Annotated in this window: 13 protein-coding genes; 9 read left to right on the forward strand and 4 right to left on the reverse strand. The window is 63.9% G+C overall.

The window, feature by feature from the left end:
• Positions 1 to 37 precede the first annotated feature (37 nt).
• From CXQ89_RS08075 to CXQ89_RS08085, 3 genes are read left to right on the forward strand one after another with little or no spacing between them, the layout of a single operon-like run.
• Positions 38 to 1,054, forward strand: a complete 1,017-nt coding sequence (locus tag CXQ89_RS08075; RefSeq protein WP_104160886.1) for a Gfo/Idh/MocA family protein — start codon at positions 38 to 40, stop codon at positions 1,052 to 1,054.
• A 57-nt stretch (positions 1,055 to 1,111) separates the two neighbouring features.
• A complete protein-coding gene (locus CXQ89_RS08080; RefSeq protein ID WP_104160887.1) occupies positions 1,112 to 2,014 on the forward strand; it encodes a sugar phosphate isomerase/epimerase family protein in 903 nt (300 codons plus the stop codon).
• Positions 2,011 to 3,510, forward strand: coding sequence for a sugar porter family MFS transporter (locus CXQ89_RS08085; protein ID WP_308471680.1), 1,500 nt, complete (start codon positions 2,011 to 2,013; stop codon positions 3,508 to 3,510). The genes CXQ89_RS08080 and CXQ89_RS08085 overlap by 4 nt, the downstream gene beginning before the upstream one ends.
• Positions 3,511 to 3,547: 37 nt before the next feature.
• On the opposite strand, the gene iolB is transcribed toward CXQ89_RS08085, so the two are convergent.
• Together iolB and CXQ89_RS08095 are read right to left on the reverse strand one after the other, a co-directional pair.
• Positions 3,548 to 4,447 carry a 5-deoxy-glucuronate isomerase gene (iolB, locus tag CXQ89_RS08090; protein WP_104160888.1) on the reverse strand — a complete coding sequence of 300 codons (900 nt, stop codon included), beginning with the start codon at positions 4,445 to 4,447 and terminating at the stop codon, positions 3,548 to 3,550.
• Between the two features lie 28 nt (positions 4,448 to 4,475).
• Positions 4,476 to 5,216, reverse strand: a complete 741-nt coding sequence (locus CXQ89_RS08095) for a GntR family transcriptional regulator (RefSeq protein WP_104160889.1) — start codon at positions 5,214 to 5,216, stop codon at positions 4,476 to 4,478.
• A 284-nt stretch (positions 5,217 to 5,500) separates the two neighbouring features.
• On the opposite strand from CXQ89_RS08095, the gene CXQ89_RS08100 reads away from it, so the two are divergent.
• The 3 genes from CXQ89_RS08100 to CXQ89_RS08110 are packed head-to-tail and all read left to right on the forward strand — an operon-like array spanning position 5,501 to position 8,521.
• On the forward strand, positions 5,501 to 6,496 hold the full coding sequence (locus CXQ89_RS08100; RefSeq protein ID WP_104054492.1) for a substrate-binding domain-containing protein: 996 nt from the start codon (positions 5,501 to 5,503) through the stop codon (positions 6,494 to 6,496).
• Between the two features lie 57 nt (positions 6,497 to 6,553).
• A complete protein-coding gene (locus tag CXQ89_RS08105) occupies positions 6,554 to 7,603 on the forward strand; it encodes an ABC transporter permease (RefSeq protein ID WP_104160890.1) in 1,050 nt (349 codons plus the stop codon).
• A 15-nt stretch (positions 7,604 to 7,618) separates the two neighbouring features.
• Positions 7,619 to 8,521, forward strand: a complete 903-nt coding sequence (locus CXQ89_RS08110; protein WP_104054490.1) for an ATP-binding cassette domain-containing protein — start codon at positions 7,619 to 7,621, stop codon at positions 8,519 to 8,521.
• A 27-nt stretch (positions 8,522 to 8,548) separates the two neighbouring features.
• On the opposite strand, the gene CXQ89_RS08115 is transcribed toward CXQ89_RS08110, so the two are convergent.
• Positions 8,549 to 9,487, reverse strand: coding sequence for a 5'-3' exonuclease (locus tag CXQ89_RS08115; RefSeq protein WP_104160891.1), 939 nt, complete (start codon positions 9,485 to 9,487; stop codon positions 8,549 to 8,551).
• 70 nt (positions 9,488 to 9,557) lie between these two features.
• Between CXQ89_RS08115 and CXQ89_RS08120 the strand changes: the two genes are divergently transcribed.
• The 3 genes from CXQ89_RS08120 to CXQ89_RS08130 all read left to right on the forward strand — a co-directional run bounded on the left by CXQ89_RS08120 (position 9,558) and on the right by CXQ89_RS08130 (position 12,613).
• Complete coding sequence (locus tag CXQ89_RS08120; RefSeq protein ID WP_104160892.1) at positions 9,558 to 10,046, forward strand: NUDIX domain-containing protein; 489 nt, start codon at positions 9,558 to 9,560, stop codon at positions 10,044 to 10,046.
• 129 nt (positions 10,047 to 10,175) lie between these two features.
• Entirely contained in the window at positions 10,176 to 11,591 is a 1,416-nt protein-coding gene (locus tag CXQ89_RS08125) for a YhgE/Pip domain-containing protein (RefSeq protein WP_104160893.1), read from the forward strand.
• 62 nt (positions 11,592 to 11,653) lie between these two features.
• The gene (locus CXQ89_RS08130) at positions 11,654 to 12,613 is read left to right on the forward strand and encodes a zinc-binding dehydrogenase (RefSeq protein WP_104160894.1); all 960 of its coding nucleotides are present in this window, start codon (positions 11,654 to 11,656) and stop codon (positions 12,611 to 12,613) included.
• Positions 12,614 to 12,640: 27 nt separating this feature from the next.
• Here CXQ89_RS08130 and CXQ89_RS08135 read toward each other — a convergent pair whose 3' ends face one another.
• Positions 12,641 to 13,234 (reverse strand): helix-turn-helix domain-containing protein, encoded by a 594-nt coding sequence (locus CXQ89_RS08135; protein ID WP_104160895.1) that lies wholly within the window; start codon positions 13,232 to 13,234, stop codon positions 12,641 to 12,643.
• Positions 13,235 to 13,240: the final 6 nt, after the last annotated feature.

Below are 13,240 nucleotides of genomic sequence, written 5' to 3' on the forward strand. Positions count from 1 at the left end.
GCAACCAGCTCCGCAAGGATCACCTAAGGAGGCTCCTATGAGCCGGAATCTCAGCGTTGCCGTCATCGGTGCCGGACGCATGGGCGTTGACCATATTCAGCGCCTGGCCCGGCGCACCCACGGGGCGGAGGTAAGCGCCGTCGTCGACATCGATCCTCCCCGGGCAGCCGCCGCAGCCGCCGGTGTTCCCGGTGCCGCTGCCCTGACCGACATCCGCGCAGCACTTGAGGACCCGCGCACGGACGCTGTGCTGATCGCAACGCCCGGCTTTCTGCATGAAGACGCATTGCACGCCGCGCTCGCCCGGGACATCCCCATCCTCTGCGAAAAACCCCTGACCCCGGACTCTGTGTCGGCCTGGCGGGTACTGCAGGCGGAGGAGAAGCTGGGCCGCAAACGCATCCAGGTGGGCTTCATGCGCCGCTATGACGCCGAGTATGCGCATCTGGCCGAGCTGATCCGCAGCGGAGAACTGGGCGAGCTGCTGATGCTGCACCACCAGCACCGCAACCCCGCCACACCGCCCGGATTCAGCAACGAAATGCTGATCAACGACTCCGTGGTGCACGAGTTTGACGCCGTCCGGTTCTTTAGCGCGGAAGAGATTACCTCGGTGCGGGTGCGCACCGGCAAGACCACCCGCAACGCCCCGGCGGGCATGAGTGACCCGCAGCAGGTGCTGATGGAAACAACCTCGGGTGTGCTGGCCGACGTGGAGATCTATGTCAATGCCCAGTACGGCTACGAGGTGGGCACCCAGGCGGTGTTCGAGCAGGGAGTAGTGCGGATCGGAAACGACGCCGGCCCGTACCTGAGCGCCCGCGGCCGCTGGGGCGGCACCGTCCTGCCGGGGTTTGCCGAGCGGTTCAGCGCCGCCTACGACCGCGAAATCCAGTCCTGGGTGGACGCTGCCCTGCAGGGGGACATCGGCGGGCCCAGTGCCTGGGACGGATACGCGGCGGCGGCCTGCTGCGAAGCCGGCGTCGAAGCGCAGAAAACCGGCCGTACGGTTGCCGTCGAGCTTCACGAAAAGCCCCTGCTGTACCAGAGCTGACCACGGCGCCGGTGCGATGCAGTGCACTGCGTTGCCAGCGAAAGAGGAGTGCGAACAATGAAGATTGCCTTGGACCCAACGCCGTTCCATCACAGCTACTCGCTGCTGGAGTTTCCCCAGCTGGCCGCGGATTTGGGATACGAATACCTGCAGCTCACGCCGCATCCGGATTTCCTGCCGTTCTTTACCCATCCCAAAGCTGACGACGCCCTGGTAGCCGACCTGAAAAAGGCCTGCGCCGAAGCAGAAGTTGAGATTGCCTCGATCCTGCCGGTGCTGCGGTGGTCCTCACCTGACGAAAACCTCCGCGAGACTGCGGTGCGCTACTGGAAGCGGGCCGTGCAGATCGCCGTCGACCTCGGCACCGTGCAGCTGAACACAGAATTTGGCGGACGTCCGGAACAACCGGAAGAATCCGAGGCCGCTTTCTACCGCTCCATGGAGGAGCTGGTGCCGGTGTTTGAGCGCGAGGGACTCCACGTGGCCATAGATCCCCACCCCGATGACTTCGTTGAGGAAGGCCTGGCCGCATGGCGGGTGACCCGGGGTGTCAATTCGCCAAATCTCGGCTTTGTCCTTGTCGCTGCTCATTCTTTTCATCTGGCGGACGCGCCGGGTGACATTCTGGCCGCCGTGGGGGAGCAGCTGCGGGTTGTCCATATGGCGGACACCATGAACCACCGCGCATCGCACGGCCTGCGCTACATCACCAACCCGCCGGGCAATACCGTCCGGGTGCACCAGCACCTGAAGATCGGTGACGGAGACGTGAACTGGCAGGAGCTTTTCAAGGCCCTGTCCGGCAACGGATTCCTGGACCGCACAGAGTCCGTCATGGTCTCCAGCGTCTTTGCCGAAGATGAATACGCCCACGAGGTATCCCGCTACCAGCTCACCACCATGATGGACATGATCCGCGGACGCGGGGATGCCCCGGAACGGACGGAGGACAAGCAATGAGCGCGACCAACCAGCCCGAACGGGGCATCAGTCCTGAGCAGGAACCCGGGCGCATCAGGGATCGCGGCCAGTCCCCGGAGGCCGGGATGAAACCCAACAAGGCGCTCAAACGCATCACCGCGGTCAGTACGCTGGGCGGCCTGCTGTTTGGCTATGACACAGGCGTCATCAATGGAGCGCTGCCCTTCATGGAGGACGATCTGGGCCTGACGCCGCTGACCACCGGGCTGGTCACCAGTTCGCTGCTTGTCGGTGCTGCCTTCGGTGCGCTGTCCGGCGGCCGTCTCGGGGACCGCTATGGCCGCCGGCGCCTGATCATGGGATTGGCCGCCGTGTTCCTGCTGGGAACCATCGGAGTGTCGCTGGCACCGAACGTTGCCGTCATGGTGGCTTTCCGTTTCATTCTTGGCCTGGCAGTGGGCGGAGCCTCGGCCATGGTGCCGGTGTTCCTGGCGGAAATGGCCCCGGCCCACCTGCGCGGACAGATGGTGACCCGGAACGAGCTGATGATCGTCAGCGGCCAGCTGCTCGCCTTCGTGACCAACGCGGTACTTGGCAATGTCTGGGCCGACGAGACGCACATCTGGCGGTGGATGCTGGTGCTCGCGACCCTGCCCGCCATCGGACTGTGGATCGGGATGCTCCGGGTACCGGAGAGCCCGCGCTGGCTCGCCTCGATCGGGAGCTTCCCCGAAGCCTTCGAAGTGCTCAAGAAGATCCGGACCGCGGCGGTGGCACGGAAGGAAATTGACGACGTCCGGGCGCTGGCGCGTGAGGACTATGAGGCGAAGAAGGGATCCTTCAAGGATTTGCGGGTGCCGTGGATGCGGCACATATTCTTGATCGGCGTAGGGGTGGCGATCTGCCAGCAGATCACCGGCGTGAACTCGATCATGTATTACGGCACCGAAATCCTGAAGCAGTCCGGATTCGGCACGCAGGCCGCGCTGACAGCAAACATCGCCAACGGTGTGATCTCCGTCCTGGCAACCTTCGCGGGGATCTGGCTGCTGGGCAGGGTCGGCAGGCGCCCAATGCTAATGGTCGGCCAGATTGGAACCATTACCGCACTGTCCCTGATCGGTCTCTTTTCGCTCCTGCTGCCCGAGGGCACAGGGCGCGGCTTCGTGATCCTGGCGCTGACCGTCACCTTCCTCGCATTCCAGCAAGGTGCCATTTCACCGGTCACATGGCTGATGCTCTCGGAGATCTTCCCGCTGAAGATCCGCGGGCTGGGGATGGGCAGCACCGCCTTCATCCTCTGGATGGTCAATTTTGCCGTAGGTTTCAGCTTTCCCATGCTCACGGCGGGCCTTGGAATCTCCGGCACGTTCTTCCTTTTCGCCGGACTTGGTGTGTTTGCCGTGCTCTTCGTCAAGGCGTATCTGCCCGAAACACGCGGCAAGTCACTGGAGGAACTGGAGGAGCAGTTCCACGCCAGGGATGCCGCAGCACTTCGCCGGCCAGGTCCGGCGCGGGCCGCGGCGGTCGGGTAGGTGTACTCAGACAGCAGGGTCCCGGTCAGACGGCAGCTCAGGAGGTGAACGGGAGCCGCGGGTCCATCGGCTGTCCGTCCCAGGTTTTCCGGATCCAGCCGTGGTGCGGATCGTCACTGATTAGCCACTCCCGCACCCGGCCGGGACCGGCCATAATGTTGAGGTAGTAGAGGTCATATCCCGGGGCTGCCATGGCCGGGCCGTGCCAGCCGTAGGGGACGAGCACAACATCGCCGCTGCGGACTTCGGCCTTGACATCGATCGGCCTTTCATCGGAGGCGTAGACGCGCGCATAGCCCACCGCGTCAACGTCCTCCGGAACCGGTGAACCCGCAGCAGCCCGCGTTTCAAAGTAGTAGATCTCCTCCAGGGGCGTTTCCCCGTCCTTCTCCTCATCATGCTTGTGCGGGGGATAGGAAGACCAGTTGCCGGCAGGGGTGAGGACTTCGCAGACAATGAAGCGGTCCGCTTCCAGTGCGGCCGGGGTGCCGAAGTTGTGGACCTGCCGTGAACAGGTTCCCGATCCCCGCAGCTCCAGCGGGGTTTCCTCCGCCGTGACCAGCCGCACCGGATAACTCTCGTGCGCCGGGGCCAGGGCCACAGCAACCTTGCCGCCATTGTCCGAGGAGACCGTCAGCGGCGTCCGGACCCCTGAATAGAGGACATCGGTGGCACCGGCAAAGACCGAGTTCCTGCCCCGCAGCGGATACGTGGTTCCGTCAACCAGGACCGTAAAGGCTCCAACAAGCGGGATGACCAGCCGCTCTTCATCCGCTGCCGGCAGCGACACCGACTCCCCGGGCGCCAGTTCCGTGACCTTTAGGCCGGTGTGTGACCATCCCGGAATCCTGGCGGCGCTGTCCGTTGCTCCCAGCGAAACCTGCCACCCGCCGTCGGCGGCCGAACCCAGCGGATAGACCCAAGGTGTTTCCGACATCCGAATCTCTTTCCCGGGGTGTGCACCCCTAGCGCTGAACCAGTGTCATCTCGAAGCTGTAGGAATCGGCACGATACACGTGGCGTCCGGTTTCGACGTTGCGTCCGGCATCGTCCACCGCGGTGCGTTCCATGGTTACCAATGCGTCACCGGGCGCGATGTCCAGCAGCTCCGCCTGCCGTTTGTCGGCAACGGCGGCACCGATGCGCTGGGTGGCCAGCCTCAAGTTCACCCCGGCATCCCGCAGGAGCTGGTAGAGGCCCTGCTCCCGGAGGGCTCCCTCGGTGATTTCCGTGATGTCATCGCGCACCCAGTTCTCCATGAGTGCCAGCGGCTTGCCGCCGACGGTGCGCAGCCGGGAGAAGTGGTAGGTGCGCACGCCCTTGGGCAGTTCCAGCGTCTCTGCGACGGCCCGTGCTGTCTGGCCGTGCCGGAAGTCGAGTACCGCGGTGGCGGGTTTTTGTCCGGACCCCTGCAGATCATCGAACAGGCTGGTCAACTCCAGGTGGCGGCGAACCTGGTTTGATACCACCTGAGTGCCAACACCGCGCTTGCGGACGAGCAGCCCGGCACGGACCAATTCGTCCATGGCCTTGCGCATAGTGGGCCGGGACAGGTTCAGCTTGCCGGCCAGGTCAATCTCGTTGTCCAGCCTGGAGCCGAATTCCAGGACGCCGCTGTGGATGGCTGCTTCAATTCCCTGGACCACTTGGTGGTACAGGGGTACGGGGGAGGACCGGTCAATCGGAATATTGAGCTCCGGACTCATTGCTGGACCTCCGTAGTTTTCCCGGTCTGCACCGCACCATGTAAGGACAAAAACGTTTGCTGTCGAGTGTAACAGCGGTCACTCCGCCGGAGGGATCGCTCACCAATTCTCGCGAACCTGTCTCCTGACAAGCGCTTCGGGTAAGGCGAGTATGTCCTGACAAATGATTGACATGGTCATGCTTGTCGATATATTTGGACTTCCAAGTGCCGAAGCGGGGCGGCGCCCCTCCGGCTGCCGGCTGCTGGCTACTGGGCCGGGCCGTGAAGACAAAGGAGACTTTAATGTCACTCAATTTTTCCCTGCGCAAACTGGCAGCATCGGTGCTGCTGGTTCCTGCGCTGGCCCTGGCAGGATGTTCCAGTTCCGGCGGGAGGACCCCCGAAGCGGACAGCGATAACGGAGGTGCCGTTGCCGGCACTGACCGCATCAAGATTGCCCTGATTACCCACGCGGGTCCGGGAGACACCTTCTGGGACATCGTGCGCAAGGGTGCTGAAGAGGCTTCGGCGAAGGACAATGTTGAGCTTCTGTACAGCTCGGATCCTGAAGGCGGCCGGCAGGCCCAGCTGATTGAGCAGGCCGTGGAGCAGGGCGTGGACGGCATTGCCGTCACCTTGGCGAAGCCGGATGCCGTCGCCTCAGCGCTCCAGAAGGCGGAAGCCGCCGGCATTCCGGTGGTGAGCCTGAACTCAGGGGAGGACCGATCTGTTGAACTCGGCGCCTTCACCCACTTTGGTTCCAATGAACAGCTCGCCGGAGAAGCGGTGGGGCAGCGGCTGGCGTCGGACGGGTACGCTCATCCGATCTGCGTGATCCATGAGCAGGGCAACGTGGGACACGAAGCCCGCTGCGCCGGTGTCAAGGCCAAGGTGCCGGGCACGGAAATCCTGTATGTCCAGGGAACCGACATGACCCAGGTCGAGTCCACCGTGACAGCCAAGCTGCAGGCAACAGCGGATGCCGACGTCGTCGTCGGGCTGGGCGCGCCGTATACGCTCACCATCCTGAAGTCCGTGGAGTCTTCCGGCAGCGAGGCCAAGGTAGCCTCCTTCGACCTCAACCCCGACCTCGCCAAGAGGATTGCCGACGGGGAAATCATTTTCACGGTGGACCAGCAGCCCTGGCTTCAGGGCTACGGAGCGGTTGACGCGCTCTGGCAGAACTCCCGCGGAGGCTTCGAGCTCGGAGGCGGCCAGCCGGTGCTCACCGGTCCCACCATCATCGATTCCTCGAACGCCGAACAGGTTGCGGTCTTTGCCGCTGACGGCATCCGCTGATGCGCCGGTCCGGCCCGGGCACGATTGCGGCCCCGGACATGATGAAAGTGAAACCCCATGACGGCTAATATCATCACCCCCGCCGGTCCGGCTGCCGACGAGCGGGTTGCCTCCAAGAGCAGGATGGCCAAACTGCTGGGACGCCCGGAAATCGGGGCGCTGGTGGGTGCCATCGCCTTGTTTGCCTTCTTCTCAGTGGTTGCACCGGTGTTCCTGCAGCCCGGCTCCATTGCCACCGTCCTGTACGGCGCCTCCACCATCGGCATCATGGCCGTGGGTGTCTCGCTGCTGATGATCGGCGGGGAGTTTGACCTGTCCACCGGTGTTGCCGTTATCAGCTCGGCCCTGACGGCATCACTTTTCAGCTGGTACTTTTCGACGAACGTATGGGTGGGCGTTGCGCTGGCTCTGGTGGTGTCGCTGGCGGTTGGCTTCATCAACGGGTGGATTCTGGTCAAGACCAAGCTCCCGTCCTTCATCGTCACCCTCGCAACCTTCCTCATGCTCACCGGGCTCAACCTGGGCCTGACCCGGGCCATCGGCGGGAGCGTTTCTTCACCGTCCATCTCGACCATGGACGGTTTCGATTCCGCCAAGGCCGTGTTCGCCTCGTCCGTCACGCTGGGCGGAGTGGAGGTCCGGATCACCGTCTTTATCTGGATTGCCCTGGTTGCCGTGGCTTCGTGGATCCTGTTGCGCACCCGAATGGGTAACTGGATATTTGCATCCGGCGGTGATGACTACGCCGCCCGCGCCGTCGGTGTTCCCGTGGTGAAGACCAAGATCGGCCTCTTTATGGGTGTTGGCTTCTGCGCTTGGATCCTGGGCATGCATAACCTGTTCGCGTTTTCGACCGTGCAGTCCGGTGAAGGCATCGGCAACGAATTCCTCTACATCATTGCGGCCGTGATTGGCGGTTGCCTGCTGACGGGCGGTTACGGCTCCGCCATTGGCGGCGCCATCGGGGCGTTTATCTTCGGCATGGCCAACAAGGGCATCGTGTACGCGGAATGGAATCCGGACTGGTTCAAGTTCTTCCTGGGCCTCATGCTGCTGCTGGCCACCATGGTGAACATGGTGGTCAAGCGCCGGGCCGAACAAAGCTAGAGACGGAGACAACACATGGACAGCAGGAAAAACCACGCCGACGGCGGTGCAGCCGCTGTGCCTGAGGCTGGGCTGCCGGCTCCGGAGCATCTGCTGCGGCTCGACAAGGTGGGCAAACACTACGGCAACATCATTGCGCTGCACGATGTCACCATGGATGTGGATGCCGGCAAGGTCACCTGCGTGCTGGGCGACAACGGCGCCGGCAAATCGACGCTGATCAAAATCATTGCCGGACTGCACCCGCATGATGAAGGAACCTTCACGGCGCTCGGGGCGGAACGCCACTTCATGTCTCCGCGCTCCGCGCTGGACCTGGGCATTGCCGCCGTCTACCAGGACCTGGCTGTTGTTTCCCTGATGCCGATCTGGCGCAACTTCTTTCTCGGCTCTGAACTCACCACGGGCTCGGGGCCGTTCAAAAGGCTCGACGTTGCGCGGATGAAGGAGATCACCAGGAAAGAGCTGCAGGCCATGGGCATTGACCTGCGCGATGTGGAGCAGCCGGTGGGTCAGCTTTCCGGCGGTGAGCGCCAGTGCGTGGCCATTGCCCGTGCCGTGCACTTCGGTGCGAAGGTGCTGATCCTGGATGAACCGACGGCAGCCCTGGGCGTCAAGCAGTCCGGGGTGGTCCTGCGTTACATCCTGCAGGCCCGTGACCGCGGACTCGGCGTCATCTTCATTACCCACAATCCCCACCATGCCTACCCGGTGGGGGACCGCTTCCTGCTGCTCAAGCGCGGGCGTTCCATCGGCTATTACAGCAAAGAGGACGTCACCCTGGACCAGCTGACCGCCCAGATGGCCGGCGGTGCCGAACTCGAAGAACTGGCCCAGGAACTTGAGGCCCTGGGCAGCCACCGCGAGGTAGTTGCCGAGGTTCAAGCCGAAGTGGGCAGAGGGCCGGCGCGCACCTAGCAACGGGCCTTCACGCCAGGGGTACCGTTACGCAAACCGGTCAAAGGCCTCCAGCAGCCGTTTCACGGATCCGCCGAGGTTCCATTCCGTGCCGAGGCGCTCCAGCTCGGCGCGTTCGTTGCCGGTAATCGGCGCCAGCTCCGCGCCCGCCTCGTCCAGCCTGGGCAGGTCCAGGTCACGGACCACCCGAACGACGTCGGGCGCAACCTCCAGATACTCTGACGCCTTGGCGAGCTTGGACCGCACCGGCGCCGAGAGTCCGCTGTCCGGGTCTGATGCCGCAGCCAGCAGGGCGTCCAGCGTGCCGTACTCGCCCAGCAGGGATGCCGCTGTTTTTTCCCCGATCCCGGCGACGCCGGGCAGCCCGTCCGAGGCGTCTCCGCGCAGGGTGGCGTAGTCCGCATACTGCTGCGGCAGCACCCGGTATTTCGCCACGATCGAGGTTTCCGTCAGCACCTCCAGGTTTTTCATCCCCCTTGCCGTGTAGATCACGCGAACCCCGCGCCCGTCGTCAATGACCTGAAAGAGGTCCCGGTCCCCGGTGACGGCGTCCACGGGCAGATCGGCGCCGCTCGCGTAGGTGCCGATCACGTCGTCGGCCTCATATCCGGGAGCGCCGACGACGGCGACGCCGGCCAGATCCAGCGTGCGCCGGATCATGGGAATCTGCGCCTCGAGCGGATCCGGCACGGTTTCGACGTCGGGGGCATTGTCAACGGTCTCGGCCACCCGGTGCGCCTTGTAGGTCGGCAGCAGGTCCACGCGCCACTGCGGACGCCAGTCATCATCCCAGCAGGCAATCAAATGCGTCGCCCCGTAGTCGGCGGTGAGCCGGGTGATCATATCCAGGAGGCCGCGGACGGCGTTGACCGGTGTCCCGTCACTTCGCCGGATGGTGTCCGGCACTCCGTAGAAGGCACGAAAGTACAAGGATGCGGTGTCAAGCAGCATCAGGCGCTGGTTCATACGCCGATCCTTGCACGGACCGTCTTCGGGACGGTAGGACTGCCCCGGGAGGAAGCCCTAGGATGAGCCCATGATCCACAGTGCAGGGATTCTGCTGTACCGCCGTGCCCCGGCGTCCGACGGCGTCACCGGTCGGCTGGAAGTGTGGCTTGGCCATATGGGCGGCCCGTACTGGGCGCGCAAGGATGCGCATGCCTGGTCCATTCCGAAGGGCGAGTATCTTCCCGGTGAGGAACCGCTTGCTGCGGGGCTGCGCGAATTCGGCGAGGAAATGGGCGTGCCGGCGCCGGCTGCAGACTACGCATCCCTGGGCAGCTTCCGGCAGTCCGCCAAGAAGACCATTACGGTTTTCGCTGCTGAAGCGGATTTTTCCCCGGAGCGGATTCTCAGCAACACGTTTGAGCTGGAGTGGCCGCCAGACTCGGGCACTGTTCGGGAGTACCCGGAAATCGACGTCGCCGGCTGGTTCGATGAGGCCGCGGCACGCACCAAAATCGTCAAAGGACAGGTGCAGGTTCTGGACGCACTGAAAGTGCGCCTGGAGGGGCTGCACGGATGATCCGACCCCGGAAGGTCCACTGCGGCGCCTGACCGTATCGCCGTCCCGGTGCCGCGGATACTCTCGAAGAAGCAGGGCTGAACCACAACTTCAGCCTGAGCATCAGTCCGCCTTCCGGAGGTGCGTTCCATGCCAGCTCATACAGTTACCAATGAATCGCAGAATCCTCCTGAAACCCGTTCACGCGGCATCGGGTTCTATGCCTCCCCCCGCACATGGCTGCTCCCGCTGCTGGTGCTCCTGATTCTGGGCGGAGCCGGCACGGCCCTGTACATTGGCGGGCTCGGCAGTCCGGGAGATCATCTGAAGCACTTCCCCATTGCGGTGGTGAACCAGGACCAGGGAACGGATACGCCGGACGGCGGCCGCGAGGACCTGGGCCGGAACATTACGGACCAAATGAAGCAGGGATTTGGCAGCTCGGACAAAATCGAGCTGCGGGAGCTGTCCTGGAACGAGGCCCAGGACCAGATGCGCAAGGGACAGATCCACGGGACAGTGGTGATTCCCGAATCGTTTTCAGCGGATGCCACTGCACTGGTTTCCGGTTCGCTCAGCGCCGAAGAGGTGTCCCGGCCCACGGTCACCGTCTACACCAATCCCCAGGCCGGGCCGCTGGCCAGCAGCCTGGCCACTGAGGCCATAGATCCCGCCCTGGAACAGGCCAACCGCGCGCTGGGGGAGCAGCTCACAAAATCCGCGGAGGAAGCCCAGGTGCAGGCGCAGGCCGAACTGGAGCGCGAGCTGGAGCAGCTGGGCACGGCGCTGCCCTCCGAGCTGGAGCAGCAGGTGTCCCCGAAGGTCGGCGGCACCTCAGCCGATCTGCTGGCGGACCCGATTGCCGTCAACACCAGCGTCTACTCTCCGCCGCCGGAGGGTGCTGCCCTGGGGATGGGGGCGTTCTTCTACTCCGTGCTGTTGATGGTGGTGGGAGTCAGCGGTTCCGTGGCCCTGCATTTCCTGCTTGACGCCCGGCTGGGGGTGGCGCCGATCGAGCTGGGTCCGCGTTTCACCCTTGGACCCCAGCGGCGCCCTGCCCGCTGGATCACCTTCCTCGTGAAGTGGGGCATCGTGGTCATAGGGGCGCTCCCCACCGCGGGACTGATGATGTGGGTGGCCTCCGCCGTCGGAATGCCGATACCGCACGGCGGCTTGTTCTTCCTGACCACGTGGCTTTCCATCGTGACGGTGTCCGCGGTGACCTTCGCGCTGATCGCCGTGTTCGGCAGCGCAGGCATGGTCCTGTCCCTGCTTTACGTGGTGTTCATGGGCCTGCCCTCGGCGACCGGCGTGGTGCCGCTGGAAGCGCTGCCCGGTTTCTTCCGGTTCATTGCGCGCGGGGAGCCGCTCTACCAAATGACCATGGCCAACCGCGCCGTCCTCTACTTCGACGCCGATTCCAGTGCCGGGGTGCAAAGCGGAATCATCGGCATGCTCATCATCATTCTCATCGCCCTTGTGGTGGCACTGGTGTTCTCGGTGATCTATGACAAGGTGCTGGGCCGGCGGGGCGCACGGATGGTCGCAGCGGCGTCGCCCTCCTGAGCAGGCCGCACGGGCGGCGATAAACTGAAACTGTCACTGTGCAACAAGGGAAGGAGCAGCCCATGAAGGCATGGCAGTTCACTGGCACCAACAAGCCGCTTGAACTCAACGAGGTCCCTGAACCCCATGCGGGGCCCGGACAAGTGGTCGTGGAGGTCAAGGCCGCAGGTGTCTGCCACTCCGACGTTACCGCCCTTGATGATCCCGGCTGGATGCCGCTGTTTTTCCAGCTGCCGCGGACCATGGGCCATGAGAACGCCGGCGTGATTACCGAAGTCGGCGAAGGCATGGAGCACTGGAAGGTGGGTGACCGTGTGGGCCTGGCCCCGGTCATGAGCGACGGCGACGCCCTTGGGTACGGCAAATGGGACGGCGGGTTTGGTCCCAAGCTTCTTGCCACTGACGACAACCTGGTCAAGCTCCCGGACGAGGTTCCGTTTGATTTGGCGGCCATGGCCACAGATGCCGGACTCACCGCCTATCACGCGATCATGGCCGTTGGCGGAGCCAAGAAGGGAATGAAGGTTGGCGTCATCGGACTCGGCGGCCTGGGTTACATCGGTGCACGGGTAGCCGTGTTGTCCGGAGCAGAAGTGTACGGTGCAGAAATCAACCCGGCGACGAGGGAACTCGCCGACGAGATCGGGCTCGCAGGAGTTGCCGAGAACATCCAAGCCTTCAAGGACAAGAACCTGGACCTGATCGTGGACTACGCCGGTTTCGGCACCACCACGGCCGCGGCAATCGAAACCCTTGCCGAGTTCGGCACCCTGGTGCAGGTGGGGATGGGCAGGCTGGAAGCAACCGTCAACACCTACCCGATCATCATCAACCAGTTGTCCATCAAGGGTTCCAAATCCGGCACCAAAGAAGACCTTGAGGCGCTCTATGGCCTGATGAAATCCGGGCAGCTGAAGCCGCCCATGAATCTCATCAGCCAGGCAGAGATCCCCGAGGCGATTGACAAGTTGCGTGCCGGCGGCGTCGTCGGGCGTTTCATCGCAATGTACGAAAACGGCTAAGCCGCTCCCGTTGTCCAGGCCGTGGACCTAACTCCGGCCACTTCCCGCAGGGCGGGCGCGCAGATGTGCGCGCTCGCCCTGTGGTCCGAACAGGGCGAGGAACTCGACGCTGTCACCGGTGGCATTGTCCATCCAATGCGGCACACGGGTGTTGAATTCGGCGGCTTCGCCGGAGCTCAGGACCAGTTCCTTCTCACCCAGCACCAGTCTCAGCTTTCCGCTGAGCACATAGAGCCACTCATAGCCCTCATGCGTCTTGAGCTGCGGCTGGGACGGGGCGGCCTTGCCCGGAAGGATGTATTTGTAGGCCCTGATCCCTCCGGCCTGCTCCGTCAACGGAATGATGGTTGCCCCGTGCCGGCGGAAGGGCCGCATATGCACCCGAGGGTCCCCGGTGGCCGGAGCATCGACGAGTTCGTCAATGGTGACTCCGTAGATCCGGGCCAGGGGCATCAGCAGTTCGAGGGTGGCCCGCCGCTGTCCGGATTCCAGCCGGGACAAGGTGCTGACCGAGATTCCGGTGCCTGCTGATACTCCGGCCAGCGTGAAGCGTCTGTCGGTCCGCAGCGAGCGGAGCCTGGAGCCGACACCCTCGAGGGCAGTTTCCAAAGAGTCGTCCATGTGCCT

Origin of the sequence: Arthrobacter sp. ZGTC212, from assembly GCF_002929255.1 — a bacterium.
GTDB classification, from domain to species: Bacteria; Actinomycetota; Actinomycetes; order Actinomycetales; family Micrococcaceae; genus Arthrobacter_B; species Arthrobacter_B sunyaminii.